Source organism: Flavobacterium ammoniigenes (genome assembly GCF_020886055.1).
GTDB lineage: Bacteria > Bacteroidota > Bacteroidia > Flavobacteriales > Flavobacteriaceae > Flavobacterium > Flavobacterium ammoniigenes.
Map to the genome: position 1 here is coordinate 644,404 of NZ_AP025184.1, position 17,928 is coordinate 662,331.

The window sequence follows — 17,928 nt, forward strand, 5'->3', positions numbered from 1 at the left end:
TATGAAAAAAATTATATTTAGTTTATTATTAATCAGTTCATTAACCTTTGCCCAAACGGAAAAAAAAGTAGGAGATTTTCATAAAGTAACCGCTTTTGATCAAATTACAGTGGAGTTAATTGCTTCAGATGAAAATAAAGTCGAGCTTTCAGGGGTTAACTCAGACGAAGTAGAGCTTGTTAATAAAAATGGAGAACTTAAACTAAGAATGCCTTTAACGAATTTATTGAAAGGAAATCAAGTAAAAGCAAAGGTATATTACACCGATTTGGATGCAATTGAAGCTAACGAAGGATCACAAATTTCAAATAATGATGTTATTAAAGCTACTAATTTTGATATTATTGCAAAAGAAGGAGCTAAAATAGATATTAGTTTAGATGTTGCTAAAGCAACTGTAAAACTAACAAGTGGAGCTATAGTAAAAACATCAGGAACAGCTAAAAACCAAGATGTTTTAGTTTCTGCAGGCGCTATTTATAACGGAAAAGATTTAACTACTGAACAAACTAGTATTAGCAGCAATGCTGGTGGAGAAGCAGAAGTTTTTGCAACTGAATTTATTGACGCAAAAGCAAGAGCAGGAAGCGATATTATGATTTACGGAAACCCTAAACAAGTTACTAAAAAGACTTTTGCTGCAGGCCATATTAAAATAATTAAATAATTAGCTTACACCTAAACTTAATGATAAACGATATTTTAACAGGACTACCTTGGGGAATTTTCCTTAGTTTTATGATAGGTCCTGTATTCTTTATTCTAATTGAAACCAGCATCACTAAAGGATTTCGTGCTGCTCTTGCTTTTGATTTAGGGGTAGTTTTAGGAGATGTTTTTTTTATTGGAGTCGCTTATTTAGGAAGTTATCGTTTAATTTCAAGTCTAAAAGATAAACCTGCTTTGTTTATTTTTGGTGGAATTGTAATGGTGGCGTACGGAATAATTTCATTTGTTAAATTAAAGAAACAAGCTAAAATTCAATACGAAGCGATTGAAGATGAAATTATAAAAAAAAATTACGGAAGCCTTTTTATTAAAGGGTTTTTCTTAAATGTGATTAATATCGGAGTTTTAGGATTTTGGTTGGCGATTATCATTTCAGTAGGACCAAAATTAGATATGCAAACCCCAAGAATGCTAACTTTTTTTACTTCGGTAATTCTAACCTATTTACTAGTTGATTGTTTAAAAATTGTATTAGCTAAACAATTAAAATCTAAATTAACACCTCCTAATATTCTTAAAATTAAAAAAGGAATTAGTATTGTTTTAATTGTATTTGGATTGGCTTTAATGGTTCAAGGTTGGTTTCCAAAAGAAAAAGAAATGGTTAAAAATGCCCTGGAGAAGATAGAGTAAACAAACCAACCCTTTTTTTCTTGACGTATCTTCAGATTCAAACCATATCTGTACTTAATTTTCTAAAAAACAAACACAAAAAAACCTCTCAAAAAGAGAGGTTAATTCAGAGGCATCGTCCGGATTCGAACCGGAGTAGGAGCTTTTGCAGAGCCCAGCCTAGCCGCTCGGCCACGACGCCAATTGTTATTGGGTTGCAAAGATAGCAAAAACTTTAATGTTTAAAAGTCTTCTGCTAAAAACTTTGTTTGAAATCAGATATCTTTTTAGGCTTAGTTTCGATATTCTTCTAATTCAATAGTAACTGCTTCAACATCACCACCAATAGGTGGATTAATTTTAGAAACACCTAGTTTAATTCTCGAAACAGATGGCGCTTCAGCAAAAATACGAACAATAATTCGGTGCGCCACATGTTCTAACAATTCTGAACGAATCGCCATTTCCTCTTCCACGATTTGATTTAAAAGTACATAATCTACTGTATCGGCTAATTTATCGGAGATACACGATTGGCGTAAATCGGTTTTAATTTCTAAATCCACACGATAATCTGATCCAATTTTACTTTCTTCTACCAAACAACCGTGGTACGAAAAAGTGCGAATATTTTTAAGTTTGATGATCCCCATTGTTATTTTTTTCTAGATAAATATTTATCGTTTTGATGGGTTAAAAGTACAAAATGTTTTGTTTTTTTAGTTTTAAAACCGAATAAACAAGGGTACAAATCGCCGAATCATCAACAATTTTGATAACTTTGCCTTTCAAATTTTTTAAAATGGCATCAGAAGAAAAATCATTGCATTTCATCGAACAAATTATAGAAGACAGTTTAGCCTCAGGTTTTCCTCAGGATCAATTGCGTTTTCGTTTTCCGCCAGAACCAAATGGGTATTTACACATTGGTCACGCAAAATCAATTTGTTTGAATTTTGGTTTGGGTTTAAAGTACAATGCGCCGGTTAATTTGCGTTTTGACGATACCAATCCCGCCAAAGAAGAGCAAGAATACGTAGATGCTATTAAAGAAGATTTGAAATGGTTAGGATTTAATTGGACCGAAGAATTGTATTCGTCTGATTATTTCCAACAGTTATATGACTGGGCAGTTCAAATGATCAAAAACGGTAAGGCTTATGTAGATAGCCAAACTTCAGAAGAAATGGCCGCTCAAAAAGGAACTCCAACCCAATCAGGTGTTGACGGACCTTACAGAAACCGTTCAGTTGAAGAAAATTTAGCTTTATTCGAAGCTATGAAAAATGGAGAGTTTTCTGAAGGGACTCATGTTTTACGTGCTAAAATCGATATGGCTTCGACTAATATGTTGATGCGCGACCCCTTGATGTATCGTATATTACACCGTCATCATCACAGAACCGCTAATGAATGGAAAATTTATCCGATGTACGATTATGCACATGGAGAAAGTGATTATTTGGAACAAATTTCACATTCGATTTGCACCTTAGAATTTGTAATGCACCGCGAGTTATATAATTGGTTTTTAGACCAAATTTATGACGCTAATCAAGTGCGCCCAAATCAATACGAATTTGCTCGTTTGAATTTGAATTATACTGTAATGAGCAAGAGAAAGCTGTTGCAATTGGTTCAAGAAAATTTTGTAGCCGGATGGGACGATCCAAGAATGCCTACAATTTCCGGTTTACGTAGAAGAGGGTATACCCCAAATTCCATTCGTAAGTTCTGTGATATTATTGGTGTTGCCAAAAGAGAAAATGTGATAGATTATTCACTTTTAGAGTTTTGCTTGCGCGAAGATTTGAATAAAACAGCGCCTCGAGTGATGGCGGTTTTAGATCCTGTAAAAGTGGTTATTACCAATTATCCACAAGGAAATGAAGAATGGCTGGATGCCGAAAACAACCAAGAAGACGAAAGCGCTGGTTATAGAAAAGTGCCTTTTTCTAGAGAATTATATATTGAAAGAGAAGACTTTTTAGAAGAAGCTCCTGCCAAGTTTTTCCGTTTAAGTATAGGAAAAGAGGTTCGCTTGAAAAACGCCTACATCATAAAAGGGGAATCTGTAGTTAAAGATGCAAACGGTAATATTACAGAAATTCATGTTTCGTATGACGAAGACAGCCGAAGCGGGAGCGGGAGTGAAGCCAGTCAACGAAAAGTATCAGGAACCTTGCACTGGGTTTCGATAAAACATGCCGTTGAGGCCGAAGTGCGCTTGTATGATCGTTTGTTTATTGACGAAGCACCTGACAGTCATAAAGAGAAAAATTTCTTAGAATTTATGAATCCCAATTCGTTGCAAATTAGCACCGGATTTGTAGAACCAAGTTTACAAACGGTTCAAGCAGGCGATAAATTCCAGTTCCAACGGTTGGGTTATTTCAGCGTTGATAAAGATTCAACGTCTGAAAAGTTAGTTTTTAATAAAACTGTTGGGTTGAAAGATGCTTGGGAAGAAAAAGGTAAGAAAGAAGAAAACGTATTAATGAATACTCAAAAAGAAATCAATAAATACGTTAAAGAAAAAGACGCTTCGGCTGCCAAAGCTATTTTGAAGACAATTATCGAAAACATCAAAACCATTGATAATTATAGTTTGGTCAATCAAACCATTGTAAAAAACATCAAAAACGACAACAATTCTTTATTGTTTGCTAATTTGATTTTAGAACATTCAGACAAAGTAAATCCATCCGACATTGATTCGGAGGCTTTATCAAAATTATATACTATGTCTTTAAAAAGCCAATTGGCTTTAGTGCGAATAGCAGTGTTACAAAATTTGATTCACGATGCGGTTAATTTAGAAAATTTCAAACCTACATTATTTGAATTAAAAGCAACGGAAAAAAATGAATTGGTTATTTCACTTTTGAACCAAATTTAATTTATTCGCTTTTATAAATTCCAAACCCGCTTTATAGCGGGTTTTTGTTATTATAAATTGTCTTTATTGTAATTTCATTTTTTATTGATTTAAATAATTAAAACCGGCTTAAATAAATCGGTTTTAAAGCAATTTTTTTCTTTTTATAGCACAATACATCTTTATTGTAAAACAAAAGCTTTAAAAGCAGCTGTGCGTTTTTTATCTTGCATTAAGACACTTTAACGAGTTCTTAAGGACAAAAAGAAAATTATTGTTGTACCTTTAATGGAGAAATCTTTAAATAAAAGAAATTATGTCAAATACTTCAGGAAATTCTTTGTTGGCACTTTTAACAGGCGCATTGATTGGAGCGGGAATTGGAATTTTGTATGCTCCTGATAAGGGAACAAAAACAAGAGAAAAAATAAAAGACGGTTTTCAAGATGCCAAAGACGATTTGAAAACGAAACTTGACGAAGTTTCAGAGCAATTAAAAAGCAAGTTAAATAACTCTAAAGACAATCTAGAAGATTCGTTTGAAGAGATGGTTTCCAACGCAAGTCACAAAACCGAAGATTTAATTTTGTTTTTAGAACAAAAGTTGGCCGAGTTGAAAGAGCAAAATGCCAAACTTCAAAAATAAGTTTCAACTAAAATATATCATTATGGCTTTTGAAGAAATAAAAAATCAATCCGAACAAATTCAAGAACATGCCAAAGGTTATGTCGAATCTTATGTAGAATATTATAAACTTCAAGGTTTTAAAATCTTAATGCAATCTACCACTATGATGGTTAAGTTTCTTTTAATCGGGATATGTTTGAGTATGGTTATTTTGTTTGGTTCCATTGCTGTAGCTTTTGCAATAGGTGCTTATTTAGACAATATCGTTTTAGGCTTTTTATCGGTGGGCGGTTTTTATTTACTAGTTACAGGCTTGTTGTTTTTGGTAAAAGACAAGATTGTTGAAGGCCCTATTTTAGAAAAATTTTCAACCATTTTTTTTAATGATTAAGCATGGCTAAAAAATATTCTTCCTACGACCAAATTAATGCCGACTTAGAAATGATTAAGTTGGAACGAGAAATTCATTTACAACATATTTTGTTGAATGTGGAAAAAACAAAAGAATCTATCCAACCCGAAAATTTATTTAAGGAAGCATTAAAATCGCTACAATTTAAATTGTCAAGTTCTTACGGAATGATTTTGCAAATAGCGATCCCGTATTTTATCAATTGGCTTATCCATAAAAAAAGAGGCGATTAAGCCTCTTTTCTATTTATATCAAATCCAGAATTACAAACTAGCGATTGCTTTTTGAATTCGTTCAACGGTTGCTTCTTTTCCAATTAATTCAGCAATATCAAATAGGTGAGGACCTTTTAATGCGCCTACCAAACTCAAACGGAAAGGTTGCATCACTTTCCCCATTCCTATTTCGTTTGCCGTCATCCATTCTTTTACAATAGTTTCAATATTTGCCGCTTTAAAATCTTCAATTCCTTCTAAAACCGAAATCAAATTTTGCATTAAAGCAGGTGTTTCTTCTTTCCAGTTTTTGGTTGCTTTTTCATCATAGGAACTTGGTGCTTCAAAAAAGTAATCGCTCAACTCCCAAAATTCTGATACAAAATGAGCACGCTCTTTGATCAATGAAATAATGGTAATTAATTTGATTTCTTCAAATGCAATTCCTTTTTCCTTCAAAATAGGAGCGAAGGCTTTCGCCAAATTAACATCTGTTTGTTGCATCAAGTAGTGGTGATTGAACCATTTATTTTTTTCAGGATCAAATTTTGCCCCAGCTTTATGCACTCGGTTCAAATCAAAATTTTGAACTAATTCTTCCAAAGAAAACAATTCTTTTTCTGTCCCGTCATTCCAACCTAATAAGGCTAAAAAGTTAACTACTGCTTCTGGAAAAAATCCTTTTTCTCTATATCCCGATGAAAATCCTTCAGGAGTTTTCCATTCCAACGGGAATACAGGGAAACCCATTTTGTCACCATCTCTTTTAGATAATTTTCCATTACCAATTGGTTTTAAGATCAAAGGTAAATGAGCAAATTCAGGGGCTTCCCAACCAAAAGCGCGATACAACAAAACATGTAAAGGCATGGAAGGCAACCATTCCTCACCACGAATTACGTGTGAGGTTTCCATTAAATGATCGTCTACAATATTCGCTAAGTGATAGGTTGGCATCCCGTCGCTTTTAAACAATACTTTATCGTCTAATAGGTTGGTTTCAAATTTCACTTCTCCGCGAATGATATCTTGTAAATATAAGGTTTCGTTTACAGGCGTTTTGAATCGGATCACATAGTCTTCGCCAGACGCAATTCTTTTCTCGGTTGCGTCTTTAGACAATACTAGTGAAGTATCTAATTTTTCTCTATTATGATGATTGTAGATAAATGTTTTGCCTTGTTCTTCGTGCTGTTTTCTTTGGGCATCTAAAGCTTCGGCAGTATCAAAAGCATAATAGGCATTACCTGAATTTATCAATTCATCTGCATATTGTTGGTACAGTTCTTTTCTTTCACTTTGGCGATATGGGCCAAACTTTTCATTCTTCCCAACGGTTTCGTCAGGAGCAATTCCTAACCAATTTAAAGCTTCCAAAATGTATTCTTCAGCACCTGGAACAAAACGATTTTGGTCAGTGTCTTCTATCCGTAAAAAGAAGGTTCCGTTGTTTTTTTTGGCAAACAAATAATTAAATAATGCGGTACGAACCCCGCCTATATGTAATGGTCCTGTTGGACTTGGTGCAAAACGCACGCGGATTGGCTTTGACATGTTAACTTTTTTATCTTTTGCAAATATAGCTTCAAATTATGTATTTTTTAATTGATTTTTTTACGCACATGTATTCTCTCAATTTTGTATCCCAAAATACTAATTCACCTGCCGGTTTTATTTATGGGTTACTGGAGTTATATGTGGAGCATCATGTAACTTCTCATCCTTATTTAGGCAGTAACTATTCCGTATTTAGAATATTGTACTCACATGAAAATATTAATTAGACAATCATTACCTTTGCGTTCGGATTTTAACTAAAAGATTCATTTTTTTTATTACAACATGATTGATTTTAATTACGAAACGGAGTTTACAATAGAGAACGAAGAAGCAATTGCTACTTGGTTGTCTCGAGTAATTGTTTCTGAAAACAAAAAAGAAGGAGAGATTAATTACATTTTTTGTGATGATGAATACCTTTTAAAAATCAACTTAGAATACCTAAATCACGACACGCTCACGGATATTATTAGCTTTGACTATTCCATGGGTAACGAACTCAATGGAGATATTTTTGTTTCGGTCGAAAGGGTTCGAGACAACGCAAACGATTTTAAAGTTTCGTTCGAAGACGAACTTAAACGCGTTCTAGTTCACGGGATATTACACTACTGTGGTTACAAGGACAAAACAGACGAAGAGGAAAAAATAATGCGTTCTAAAGAAGACGAAAAATTAGCAATGTTTCACGTGGAACACAAACAATAAAAATCAATCCCATCCCAATAGAATTAAACTTATAGAAAATGTTTTTAAACGAGTATGATGTAATTGTTGTCGGAGCAGGTCACGCTGGTTGTGAGGCCGCCGCCGCTGCTGCTAATTTAGGCTCATCCACTTTATTGGTAACCATGAGTTTGCAAAACATTGCGCAAATGTCTTGCAATCCCGCCATGGGAGGTATCGCAAAAGGACAAATTGTACGAGAGATTGATGCTTTGGGAGGATACTCTGGAATTGTATCTGACAAGACCGCAATACAGTTTAAAATGCTCAATAAATCCAAAGGTCCTGCTATGTGGTCCCCGCGAGTTCAGAGCGATAGAATGCGTTTTTCTGAAGAGTGGAGATTGATGTTGGAAGCGACTCCAAATCTAGATTTTTACCAAGAAATGGTTAGTGGTTTACTCATTGAAAATGGAAAAATTAAAGGCATTCGATCTGCTCTTGGAATCGAAATTAAAGCTAAATCGGTTGTGCTTACTAATGGGACTTTTTTGAATGGATTGATTCATATTGGAGAAAAACAATTTGGAGGAGGAAGAGCAGGAGAGAGTGCTTCTTACGGTATCACGGAAGATTTAGTCAAAGCTGGTTTTCAAGCAGGGAGAATGAAAACAGGAACACCCCCACGTGTAGATGGACGTTCTTTAGATTATTCTAAAATGAATGAAGAAAAAGGAGATGCTAAACCTGATAAATTTTCATATTCAGATGTAACTTCACCATTGATCCACCAAAGGTCGTGTCACATGACCTACACTTCGTTAGACGTTCACGATATTTTAAGAGAAGGATTTGATCGTTCTCCTATGTTCAATGGTAGAATTAAGAGTCTGGGGCCAAGATATTGTCCTTCTATTGAAGATAAAATTAACCGTTTTGCAGACAAGGAACGACACCAATTGTTTGTAGAGCCAGAAGGATGGAAAACTTGTGAAGTCTATGTAAACGGATTTTCTACCTCTTTGCCAGAAGACATCCAATTTAAAGCCTTGAGCTCTGTAGCAGGCTTCGAAAAGGTTAAATTTCTTAGACCTGGCTATGCTATTGAATACGATTATTTTCCACCAACACAATTAAAACACACCTTGGAAACTAAGCTGGTTGAGGGATTGTATTTTGCTGGACAAATAAACGGAACAACCGGTTATGAGGAAGCTGCCTCACAAGGGTTAATGGCCGGAATCAATGCGCATTTAAAAGTACATGAAAAAGCACCGTTAATCTTGAAAAGAGACGAGGCTTACATCGGAGTTCTAATAGATGATTTGATTACCAAAGGAACAGAAGAGCCTTATAGAATGTTTACTTCCCGAGCTGAATATAGAACTTTATTACGTCAAGATAATGCCGATTTTAGATTGACACCTATGTCGTATGAGATTGGACTAGCTTCGGAAGCGCGTTTGCGCCGAATGGAATTTAAAAGAAATGAGTCTGAAAAAATGGTTGATTTTTTCAAAGACACAAGCGTTTCTGTAGCGGAAACGAATCCTATTTTGGAAGCAAAAGACACCGCTTTAATTACACAAGGAGATAAAATGTTTAAAATATTTTCACGTCCGCAAATTGATTTAGATGACATGTTGCGATTTGAAAAAGTAACTGCTTATATCGAAGAAAATAAATTAGATCAAGAGATTTTGGAACAAGCCGAAATTCAGGTAAAATATTCAGGTTATATAGAAAAAGAAAGAAACAACGCTGATAAATTAACGCGTTTGGAAGATGTTAAGATACCTGAAGATTTTGATTATAACAAAATCAAATCCATGTCTATTGAAGCTAAACAGAAACTTACTAAAATCAAACCTGCAACTATTGCACAAGCTTCACGAATAAGCGGTGTGTCTCCGAGCGACGTTTCTGTATTATTAATTTATATGGGCAGATAAATTGTTCCACGTGAAACCATATCACGAAGTCTTGTTTTTAAAAGGATGTTTTAAAAGAATACAAATAAATGAATATTTCAAACAAAAAATATTTTCTTACGGTTGAAGATCATTCGGTTTCTAAAGAAGTCTTCGACTTGTATTTAGATGAATCATTAGACATGTTGATTACACATCCACAACCTGGTTTGGACGTGTTAGGAAAATACTATGAAAGCGCCGATTATATATCGCACACCGATAGCAAACGCTCTTTGTTTGAAAAAGCCTACCATTTCGTAAAATCGATTGCTTTAAAAAACAAACTACATCTTATTAATTCGTTACAACCCAGCAAAGGAAAAATTTTGGATATTGGAGCTGGTACTGGAGAGTTTCTTTCGGTAGCTAAACTAAATGGATGGGAAGTAACCGGGCTAGAACCGAGTGACAAAGCAAAACAAATCGCGATAAATAAGGGGGTTTCTTTTGTAGAATCAATGGCTAAATTGGAAGATCATTCTTTTGATGTCATTACTATGTGGCATGTATTGGAACATGTTCCAGATTTGAATTTCCAAATAAAAGAATTAAAGCGTCTGTTAAAACCATCCGGATCATTAATTGTTGCCGTACCAAATTTCAAATCTTTCGACGCACAACATTATGGAAAATTTTGGGCAGCTTATGATGTGCCGATACACTTTTGGCATTTCTCAAAAACAGCCATTCAAAAATTATTTCAAAAAGAGCAAATGGAATTGGTTAAAATTTTACCTATGAAATTTGATTCGTTTTACGTGAGCTTATTATCTGAAAAATACAAAACAGGAAGAATGAATTATGTGAAAGCATTTTTTGTCGGATTGTGGTCGAATATCAAAGCAAAATCAGATTTAGAATATTCTTCACATATTTATGTGCTTAAAAACTGGTAAAAATCATTTAAAGCGTTTTTAAAGCGTTTTTTTCTTATCAACCACCACATAACAAGATTTTAATAATTTCGCCTTTTATATCGTTTCTTATCAATTTGATTTTAATAATTTCAACTTATATGAATCGTAATTACGATAACAAAAACTGATATGCTAAATAATGCCGCATTTTTCTAAGTTTTTGTTGGGGCTGTCTATTTTTTTATATTTTTGTCTCATACACTTAAAATTTACAAATTCACAAAATGAAAAAAGTATTAGTAATTATTGCACTTTCAATTTCGGTTATTGCATGTGACAAAAAAGCAGAAGTTAAAGAAGTTAAAACCGCTTATGTTGACACTTCTAAATTAATGAGCGAATATACCGAGGCCAAAGACCTTGAAGCAAAATACAAAGCACAAGCCGAAGAAAAAGGAAGATTGTTAGAAGCTGAAATTAATCGTTTTAAACAAGAGGCTGGAAATTTTCAAGCGCAAGCACAAGCCAATGGACAAGCTTGGGCACAACAAAAAGGTGCTGAATTACAAAAAAGAGAACAACAATTAGGTTACGCACAACAACAATTGTCTCAACAATTGCAACAAGAAAGCGGAAAAGAAATGGATTCTTTGGTTTCTGGAGTGAAAAAATTCATCAAAGCCTACGGTAAAGAAAAAGGATACTCCTATATCTTTGGAACAGGCGACGTGGCGTCAGTTTTATATGCCGAAGATCAATATGATATCACTAAAGAATTAATTGCTGCTTTGAATGAAAAATACAAAGCAAGTGGTGCTAAAGAAGTAAAAGAACCAGCTAAAAAATAAATTTTAGTTTGTTATAGTACAATGCCTTCATCTTACTAGATTGAAGGCATTTTTTTGCCGTTTTCTTCTCAAAACACATTAATTTTCAATATTTTAGCAGTCTCAAATCTACACGCCCAATGCAAACTATTTCCGAAGCGGCTGCTTACACTTTACGATTTATCAATCAGACGCAACGGTCTGTTTTTCTAACCGGAAAAGCGGGAACTGGTAAAACAACCTTACTTCGAGAAATTATTGAAACCACCCACAAAAACACAGTTGTTGTTGCCCCTACAGGAATTGCTGCTTTGAATGCTGGCGGAGTTACTATTCATTCGATGTTTCAACTCCCTTTTGGCGGATTCATCCCGGATAATTCCGCTCCCAATTTTTCAGAGGGCTCCAAGTTTGAAACCAAAGTCAGCTTGCGACGCCATTTTAAAATGAGTGCTTTGAAAAAATCAGTAATCAGGAATATGGAGTTGTTGATTATTGACGAAGTAAGTATGTTACGCGCCGATTTATTAGACGCCATGGATTTTATGATGCAAACCGTACGCAAAAAAAACAATCCTTTTGGCGGTGTTCAGGTCTTGTTTATTGGTGATTTATTACAATTACCTCCTGTAATTCGAGACGACGAGTGGCGTATTCTAAAGAATTATTACCAAGGAAAATTCTTTTTTCATTCCCATGTAGTGCAACAAAATCCACCGCTGTATATTGAATTGGATAAAATTTTCCGTCAAACCGATGATGCGTTTATTTCGGTTTTGAATAATTTACGGAACAACCAAATTTCTAATGAAGATATTGCTGCATTAAATCAATACGTCCAACCTGATTTTGATTTGAAAGCGAATAAAGGTTACATCACCTTAACCACACATAATACCAAAGCAGACCTTATGAATACCGACGCTTTGGACTCATTAGAGGGTAAAGAATGGCTGTATTCTCCTGAAATAATAGGAGATTTCCCAGACAAGATTTTCCCAGTTGAGGAACAATTACGACTGAAAGAAGGTGCTCAAATCATGTTTGTCAAAAACGATCTTTCTTTTGACAAAAAATATTTCAACGGAAAAATGGGCATAATCAAATCGCTTTCAGCAAAAGAGATTCTCGTCCATTTTCCTGAAGAAAACAAAACCATTGAAGTTGAAAAATACGAATGGCAAAACATTCGCTACAAAGTCAACAATACAACTAAAGAAATTGAAGAGGAGGTTTTAGGCACCTTTGTTCATTATCCGATCAAATTGGCTTGGGCCATCACCGTTCATAAGAGTCAAGGGTTAACTTTTGACAAAGCAGCTCTCGATGTTTCGCAAGTTTTTCTTCCTGGACAAGCCTATGTGGCTTTATCTCGTTTGCGATCATTACAAGGGCTTATTTTGCTTTCTCCGTTACAAATGAATGGTATTTCTAACGATCAAGACGTAATGGATTATTCCTTAAATAAAGCCACGGAAACCCATTTGGAAAATGCTTTGCATTTTGAAACTAAAAACTTCATTCATCAGTATTTAGTTGAAACTTTTGATTGGGCCGAATTAGCTCAAGAATGGCGCAACCATCAGTTTAGTTACAACGAGAAATCAGAGGTTTCTTCCAAAGCCAAATATTCCTATTGGGCTAAAGAACAAACGGAAAGAATGGAGAAAGTCGTTGAACCTGCTAAAAAATTTATACAGCAATTAAACGTTCTTTTTAGTCAGGAGACAGTCGATTTGAATCACATTTCCGAGCGAATGCAAGCGGCGTATACTTATTTTTTTGCTCCAATGGACGAGTTGGTTTTCGAAATTTTATGGAAATTAGAAGAAGTAAAACGTCTTAAAAAAGCCAAGGCCTATTTTGATGAATTAGTATTCTTAGAAGAACTTCAAACCAAAGCAGTTTTGCGCTTGATGAAAGCCAAATTACTCATAGAAACTGTTGTGGTGGGAGAAACAATTTCGAAAGAGAAATTAACATCTCCCGAAATTCAACTTTATATAAATAGAAAAGTGACTGCAATTCAAGCTACATTCAAAAAAGTAAACGCCAACTTAATTGAAGATGACTTGGATGAAGAGCGCTACCTTCCAAAAAAGAAATCAAAGTCTTCAACTAAGAAAACCACCATTGAAGAAACCTATGACTTGTGGAAACAAAACAATTCGATTGCCGAAATTGCTTCGATTAGAGTGTTAACCAAACAAACGATTTATGGGCATTTTGTCAAATTAATTCAGTCCGAGAAAGTTGCTATTGAAGACATTATTCCTTCGGATAAATTAGACGAGCTTGCCGCTGCCTTTAAAGGCTATAAAGACGAATCTTTGAACGCTTTGATGGAAAAACATAGTGACTTATTCAGTTGGGAAGAAGCGCGAATGTTTAAGGCCAGTTTGAATATACAGTAAATAAAAAAACCGCCTTGATGGGCGGTTTGAATTTTTATAATGATTCGATTAAAATCCAAGCTTGAGGATTTTCTTTAGCTCTAATTTCATTTTTCAATTTTTCAGCTTCAGCATAAGTAGTAAAACTTCCATAAAGCACCGGGTACAATCCATATTTGTTGCGCTCAATTCGTTTTGCTTTGTATCCTTTTTCACTTAAATTCTCAAAAATACGTTGTGCATTTGTTTCGTCTCTAAATGCACCCGCCATAATGTGGTATGGTAATTTTCCTTCTTTAACTGTAAGGGTTACTGCAGGAATTGGACTTTCAATGAAGAATGTAGCTTCTTGTATTTTATTTTGAACCTGTCTTTGAACCGCAGTTTCTACAATGATTTTTTGAGTTTCTATTTCATTTTGGTAAATAGGATAACCTACAGTAGCGGTTAATCCCAAACCTAATACAAAAATAGCGGCATACTTTAAGAAAGTATATTTGTTTTTGTGTTCTGGTACTAATTGAATTGTATCGTTTTCTTCCAACGCTTCCAATTGTTGTTCGAAAATCTCTCTTTTAACAAGTGGAGAAACAAACGGACTTAATCCAAATGAACTACTCAAATAATTGGTTTGATCGTATGGGGTGAAAATTAAATTTCTATCGGCATTTAAGCAAAAATCACCTACGTTTTTGATAGAGAAAACACCAGTTTCCTGCAATGTTTTTTTCCAATTAAACACTTCGTATTGAATTGCGCTAACGGCATATTCGTAGGAAGTTTTTTCAGTTTGTGCTATGTGGTTTGCCAATAACCCATCGTTGTTTTTTAGATAGGCATTGAAAGAAATTAATTTCTTCGGAGGAAAAAAGGAGTGTGAACTTTCTACTAATTGTGCAGATTGGATTTCAGTCAAAAAGGCTCCAAAACCAGGAACAGTTACACATTGGTAACGGTATAAAAGTTGTGCGATGTAATTTTCGATTTTCATAGTAACAAAGTTATGCAACCAAAATAGTTATCAAAATTTTATTCACAATTTTTATTAACAATCGGAATTATTTTTCCACCTATTTCTTTTCCAGGAAGTTAATAACTAACGGTTATTTTAAAAAAGAGTTCAAAATCAAATTTTGGCTTTATTTTTTATCAAAAACTAAATGCATTTCAGACATTATAACTACTTTTAATCTCCAAATTGACCCCCAATGAATGACCAAGAATTATTTTATTTACTTGCTTTGCAGCGAGTAGAAGGCGTAGGCGATATTATTGCCAAAAAACTACTCACCCAATTTGGCTCTGTCGAAGCGGTTTTCCAAGCCAAAGTTTCGCAATTAAAAGCTATTGACGGAATAGGATCTGTATTATTAAAAAATTTTAAAGATCAATCTATTTTTGCGAAAGCAGAACGTGAATTGGAATTTATTTCATCCAATTCAATTTCCATTACTACTTTTCAAGATGCTGATTATCCAGAACGATTGAAACATTGTTTTGACAGCCCATTGGTATTATTTAGTTCAGGCAACATTAGTCTGAAAAATCAGAAAATGATAAGTATCGTGGGTACGCGTCAGATTACCTCTTATGGCTTGGATTTTTGTCGCAAATTCATTGCCGAACTAGCTCCTCTCAACCCAGTAATCGTTAGTGGATTTGCTTATGGCGTCGATATTGTAGCACATCAATTTGCCATGGAAAACAACCTACAAACTATTGGCGTTGTAGCCCATGGACTGAACCAAATTTACCCCAAATCACACAAAAAATATGTCGCAAAAATGGAAGAAAATGGTGGTTTTATGACTGAATTTTGGAGTTCTTCCAATCCAGATAAAGAGAATTTTGTGAGAAGAAATCGGATTGTCGCCGGAATGACGGAGGCGACAATTGTAATCGAATCGGCTGAGCGGGGAGGGTCTTTGATTACTGCTAATCTAGCCAACGAATACAATCGGGATGTGTTTGCTGTTCCGGGTCGCGTATCCGATAAATACAGTCAAGGATGTAATACGTTGATTAAAACCCAAAAAGCAAATGTGTTGACTAGCGCTTCCGATTTGATTTATATGCTGAATTGGGATATTGAAAAAGAAGTTAAATCGGTGCAAAAACAACTCTTTGTAGCCTTAGATGATGACGAACAAAAAATCTACGATTACCTTTTACAGTCAGGAAAAGAATTACTCGATGTTATTGCCCTGCGCTGCGATTTTCCGATTTATAGAATTTCTGGAATTTTATTAAATATGGAATTAAAAGGCGTAATTCGACCCTTACCTGGAAAGTTATTTGAAGCAATTTAATTTTCGAAGCCCAGTTTTGCCCTTACTTTTGACAAAACCCCGTTGGCCACCGAGCTTGCTTTTTGAGCTCCTTTTCGAAGCAATTCATCTACCTCAGTTAGGTTATTAATATAGTAATTGTATTGCGCTCTTTCAGTTTTGAATTTTTCCACAATCAATTCAAACAAAGCTTGTTTGGCGTGACCGTAACCATAATTTCCACCTAAATAATTGGCTTTCATAATTTCGATTTCACTTTCAGAAGCCAAGAGTTTATAAATAGCAAAGGCATTACAAGTCTCTGTATTTTTAGGATCTTCAAGCGGCGTGCTATCGGTTTCGATGCTCATGATTTGCTTGCGCAATGCTTTATCGTCTAGGAAAATGTTGATCACATTATTGGCTGATTTACTCATTTTTCCACCATTGGTACCCGGAATCAACATGCTATCTTCTTGAATTTTAGCTTCAGGAATGACAAAAGTTTCGCCCATTTGATGATTGAAACGCGAAGCCACATCACGAGTAATTTCAAGGTGTTGCAATTGGTCTTTCCCTACAGGAACAAACTCGGCGTCATACAATAAAATATCGGCCGCCATCAGCATGGGATACGAAAACAAACCAGCATTGACATCGTCTAAACGATCTGATTTATCCTTGAAAGAATGTGCTAAAGTCAAACGTTGGAACGGAAAAAAACAACTCAAATACCAAGACAATTCAGCCGTTTGAGGCACATCTGATTGTCTGTAAAAAACTACTTTATCTACATTTAGTCCACAGGCTAACCATGCCGCTGCCGTACTGTATGTATTGGCACGTAAGGTTTCGCCGTTTTTTATTTGGGTAACCGAATGCAAATCGGCAATAAACAGAAACGATTCGTTTGCCGGATTATTGGATAATTCTATTGCAGGAATGATTGCGCCTAATAAGTTTCCTAAATGGGGAGTTCCTGTACTTTGAACTCCTGTAAGTATTTTTGCCATGATTGTTTTTCTTGTGTGCAAATTTCGCAAAGTTTGCTTCATTTTCACAAGCTTTCTGTTCTTTTTTATTTTTTAATCAATCAACCGTTTTGTTGTAATTGTTTTTCAAAACCAAGACGATCAATTTGAATCCAGTATTCTGCAATTTTATTATTTTCTAGACGGTATACACAACTTGCAATTTCAATTAAAGGATTTCCTGTTGGTTGGTAACCGTCTATTTCAGCAAGATGATTTCCTATTTGTTTCCATCGCGCATAAACTTTATCCTCCTCTGCAATAAGATCGGTTATTTCAAAAGAGAATTGGCCAAACATTTGTACAAAATCTTCGATATGTTCTGAATAGTTTTGTGGTGTTCTGATTACCGTCGTTTCATTTTCGGAGTTCATTTGGTGCGCAAGAATAGAATCGGACATATACAACCCTGCTTTTTCAGGAAATTTTCCTGAGCGAACCTGTTCTAAAAATTGTTTTACAATTTCTTTGTTTTTCATATGGGGTTGAATTTACTAACGATTTACTAATGTTTCTCGATTAATTTGTGATAGTAAATGTAAGAAACGGCTAAAATCCCTAAAACTACTAAAGGGAAAAAAGTTTGTCCATTGACTCCGTCAACAGCTCCGTGAGAGATAGCTGCAAAAAGAAAGTCAAAAGCAAAACCCGCATATGCCCATTCTTTTACTCGTTTAGAAACTTGTGGAATTACAATGGCAAGGACTCCCAAAACTTTAAAGACCACCAAGACATTTCCAAAATACTCAGGATAACCTAAATGTCTAATTCCTTCTTTTGCTAATTCTGTTTGTGAGGTTAAGGCAGGCATTACTCCTTCCAACAAAGCAATGATTGTGGTTGCTGTCCAAAAAATTATTTTGTCTTTTTTCATTATAGT

The 17,928-nt window shown here is 34.8% G+C and carries 18 protein-coding genes and 1 tRNA gene; 12 read left to right on the forward strand and 7 right to left on the reverse strand.

What is annotated here, in order from left to right; translation table 11 throughout:
• The first annotated feature begins 1 nt into the window (after position 1).
• Both LPC21_RS02855 and LPC21_RS02860 read left to right on the forward strand, forming a co-directional pair.
• On the forward strand, positions 2-667 hold the full coding sequence (locus LPC21_RS02855; RefSeq protein WP_229318001.1) for a head GIN domain-containing protein: 666 nt from the start codon (positions 2-4) through the stop codon (positions 665-667).
• Positions 668-687: 20 nt separating this feature from the next.
• The gene (locus LPC21_RS02860; protein WP_229318002.1) at positions 688-1,362 is read left to right on the forward strand and encodes a LysE family translocator; all 675 of its coding nucleotides are present in this window, start codon (positions 688-690) and stop codon (positions 1,360-1,362) included.
• A 110-nt stretch (positions 1,363-1,472) separates the two neighbouring features.
• Here the strand turns inward: LPC21_RS02860 and LPC21_RS02865 are convergent.
• Together LPC21_RS02865 and folB are read right to left on the reverse strand one after the other, a co-directional pair.
• A tRNA-Cys gene (locus LPC21_RS02865) sits at positions 1,473-1,543 on the reverse strand.
• A 91-nt stretch (positions 1,544-1,634) separates the two neighbouring features.
• On the reverse strand, positions 1,635-1,994 hold the full coding sequence (gene folB, locus LPC21_RS02870; protein ID WP_229318003.1) for a dihydroneopterin aldolase: 360 nt from the start codon (positions 1,992-1,994) through the stop codon (positions 1,635-1,637).
• 149 nt (positions 1,995-2,143) lie between these two features.
• On the opposite strand from folB, the gene LPC21_RS02875 reads away from it, so the two are divergent.
• The 4 genes from LPC21_RS02875 to LPC21_RS02890 all read left to right on the forward strand — a co-directional run bounded on the left by LPC21_RS02875 (position 2,144) and on the right by LPC21_RS02890 (position 5,492).
• Positions 2,144-4,240: a glutamine--tRNA ligase/YqeY domain fusion protein gene (locus tag LPC21_RS02875; RefSeq protein WP_229318004.1), complete on the forward strand. Its 2,097-nt coding sequence runs from the start codon at positions 2,144-2,146 to the stop codon at positions 4,238-4,240.
• A gap of 295 nt (positions 4,241-4,535) precedes the next feature.
• Positions 4,536-4,865 (forward strand): YtxH domain-containing protein, encoded by a 330-nt coding sequence (locus LPC21_RS02880; RefSeq protein WP_229318005.1) that lies wholly within the window; start codon positions 4,536-4,538, stop codon positions 4,863-4,865.
• Between the two features lie 22 nt (positions 4,866-4,887).
• The gene (locus tag LPC21_RS02885; RefSeq protein WP_229318006.1) at positions 4,888-5,238 is read left to right on the forward strand and encodes a competence protein; all 351 of its coding nucleotides are present in this window, start codon (positions 4,888-4,890) and stop codon (positions 5,236-5,238) included.
• Between the two features lie 2 nt (positions 5,239-5,240).
• The gene (locus tag LPC21_RS02890; protein ID WP_229318007.1) at positions 5,241-5,492 is read left to right on the forward strand and encodes a DUF6327 family protein; all 252 of its coding nucleotides are present in this window, start codon (positions 5,241-5,243) and stop codon (positions 5,490-5,492) included.
• Between the two features lie 30 nt (positions 5,493-5,522).
• Here LPC21_RS02890 and gltX read toward each other — a convergent pair whose 3' ends face one another.
• Complete coding sequence (gene gltX, locus LPC21_RS02895; protein ID WP_229318008.1) at positions 5,523-7,028, reverse strand: glutamate--tRNA ligase; 1,506 nt, start codon at positions 7,026-7,028, stop codon at positions 5,523-5,525.
• Between the two features lie 288 nt (positions 7,029-7,316).
• Here gltX and ybeY point away from each other — a divergent pair, with 288 nt between their 5' ends.
• From ybeY to LPC21_RS02920, 5 genes are all read left to right on the forward strand, one after another.
• Positions 7,317-7,742, forward strand: a complete 426-nt coding sequence (gene ybeY, locus LPC21_RS02900; protein ID WP_229318009.1) for an rRNA maturation RNase YbeY — start codon at positions 7,317-7,319, stop codon at positions 7,740-7,742.
• Between the two features lie 38 nt (positions 7,743-7,780).
• A complete protein-coding gene (mnmG, locus tag LPC21_RS02905; protein ID WP_229318010.1) occupies positions 7,781-9,652 on the forward strand; it encodes a tRNA uridine-5-carboxymethylaminomethyl(34) synthesis enzyme MnmG in 1,872 nt (623 codons plus the stop codon).
• Between the two features lie 68 nt (positions 9,653-9,720).
• Entirely contained in the window at positions 9,721-10,569 is an 849-nt protein-coding gene (locus LPC21_RS02910) for a class I SAM-dependent methyltransferase (protein WP_229318011.1), read from the forward strand.
• Positions 10,570-10,814: 245 nt separating this feature from the next.
• Positions 10,815-11,378, forward strand: a complete 564-nt coding sequence (locus LPC21_RS02915; RefSeq protein ID WP_229318012.1) for an OmpH/Skp family outer membrane protein — start codon at positions 10,815-10,817, stop codon at positions 11,376-11,378.
• Positions 11,379-11,497: 119 nt separating this feature from the next.
• Entirely contained in the window at positions 11,498-13,771 is a 2,274-nt protein-coding gene (locus LPC21_RS02920) for a helix-turn-helix domain-containing protein (protein WP_229318013.1), read from the forward strand.
• A gap of 34 nt (positions 13,772-13,805) precedes the next feature.
• Here the strand turns inward: LPC21_RS02920 and LPC21_RS02925 are convergent, their stop codons facing one another.
• The gene (locus LPC21_RS02925; RefSeq protein ID WP_229318014.1) at positions 13,806-14,741 is read right to left on the reverse strand and encodes an HU domain-containing protein; all 936 of its coding nucleotides are present in this window, start codon (positions 14,739-14,741) and stop codon (positions 13,806-13,808) included.
• A gap of 217 nt (positions 14,742-14,958) precedes the next feature.
• Here LPC21_RS02925 and dprA point away from each other — a divergent pair, with 217 nt between their 5' ends.
• Positions 14,959-16,059 (forward strand): DNA-processing protein DprA, encoded by a 1,101-nt coding sequence (dprA, locus tag LPC21_RS02930; protein WP_229318015.1) that lies wholly within the window; start codon positions 14,959-14,961, stop codon positions 16,057-16,059.
• On the opposite strand, the gene trpS is transcribed toward dprA, so the two are convergent.
• From trpS to LPC21_RS02945, 3 genes are all read right to left on the reverse strand, one after another.
• Complete coding sequence (gene trpS / locus LPC21_RS02935) at positions 16,056-17,030, reverse strand: tryptophan--tRNA ligase (protein WP_229318016.1); 975 nt, start codon at positions 17,028-17,030, stop codon at positions 16,056-16,058. The two genes, dprA and trpS, sit on opposite strands and share 4 nt — an antisense overlap.
• An 80-nt stretch (positions 17,031-17,110) precedes the next feature.
• Positions 17,111-17,527 (reverse strand): ester cyclase, encoded by a 417-nt coding sequence (locus LPC21_RS02940; protein WP_229318017.1) that lies wholly within the window; start codon positions 17,525-17,527, stop codon positions 17,111-17,113.
• 26 nt (positions 17,528-17,553) lie between these two features.
• Positions 17,554-17,922 (reverse strand): DoxX family protein, encoded by a 369-nt coding sequence (locus tag LPC21_RS02945; RefSeq protein ID WP_229318018.1) that lies wholly within the window; start codon positions 17,920-17,922, stop codon positions 17,554-17,556.
• Positions 17,923-17,928: the final 6 nt, after the last annotated feature.

Coding starts and splice junctions, on each gene's coding strand:
- LPC21_RS02910 (WP_229318011.1), top strand. CDS start 9,721: ATGAATATTTCAAACAAAAAATATTTTCTTACGGTTGAAGATCATTCG.
- LPC21_RS02890 (WP_229318007.1), top strand. CDS start 5,241: ATGGCTAAAAAATATTCTTCCTACGACCAAATTAATGCCGACTTAGAA.
- LPC21_RS02925 (WP_229318014.1), bottom strand. CDS start 14,741: ATGAAAATCGAAAATTACATCGCACAACTTTTATACCGTTACCAATGT.
- LPC21_RS02885 (WP_229318006.1), top strand. CDS start 4,888: ATGGCTTTTGAAGAAATAAAAAATCAATCCGAACAAATTCAAGAACAT.
- LPC21_RS02915 (WP_229318012.1), top strand. CDS start 10,815: ATGAAAAAAGTATTAGTAATTATTGCACTTTCAATTTCGGTTATTGCA.
- LPC21_RS02855 (WP_229318001.1), top strand. CDS start 2: ATGAAAAAAATTATATTTAGTTTATTATTAATCAGTTCATTAACCTTT.
- LPC21_RS02860 (WP_229318002.1), top strand. CDS start 688: ATGATAAACGATATTTTAACAGGACTACCTTGGGGAATTTTCCTTAGT.
- ybeY (WP_229318009.1), top strand. CDS start 7,317: ATGATTGATTTTAATTACGAAACGGAGTTTACAATAGAGAACGAAGAA.
- folB (WP_229318003.1), bottom strand. CDS start 1,994: ATGGGGATCATCAAACTTAAAAATATTCGCACTTTTTCGTACCACGGT.
- trpS (WP_229318016.1), bottom strand. CDS start 17,030: ATGGCAAAAATACTTACAGGAGTTCAAAGTACAGGAACTCCCCATTTA.
- LPC21_RS02880 (WP_229318005.1), top strand. CDS start 4,536: ATGTCAAATACTTCAGGAAATTCTTTGTTGGCACTTTTAACAGGCGCA.
- mnmG (WP_229318010.1), top strand. CDS start 7,781: ATGTTTTTAAACGAGTATGATGTAATTGTTGTCGGAGCAGGTCACGCT.
- LPC21_RS02940 (WP_229318017.1), bottom strand. CDS start 17,527: ATGAAAAACAAAGAAATTGTAAAACAATTTTTAGAACAGGTTCGCTCA.
- dprA (WP_229318015.1), top strand. CDS start 14,959: ATGAATGACCAAGAATTATTTTATTTACTTGCTTTGCAGCGAGTAGAA.
- LPC21_RS02875 (WP_229318004.1), top strand. CDS start 2,144: ATGGCATCAGAAGAAAAATCATTGCATTTCATCGAACAAATTATAGAA.
- gltX (WP_229318008.1), bottom strand. CDS start 7,028: ATGTCAAAGCCAATCCGCGTGCGTTTTGCACCAAGTCCAACAGGACCA.
- LPC21_RS02920 (WP_229318013.1), top strand. CDS start 11,498: ATGCAAACTATTTCCGAAGCGGCTGCTTACACTTTACGATTTATCAAT.
- LPC21_RS02945 (WP_229318018.1), bottom strand. CDS start 17,922: ATGAAAAAAGACAAAATAATTTTTTGGACAGCAACCACAATCATTGCT.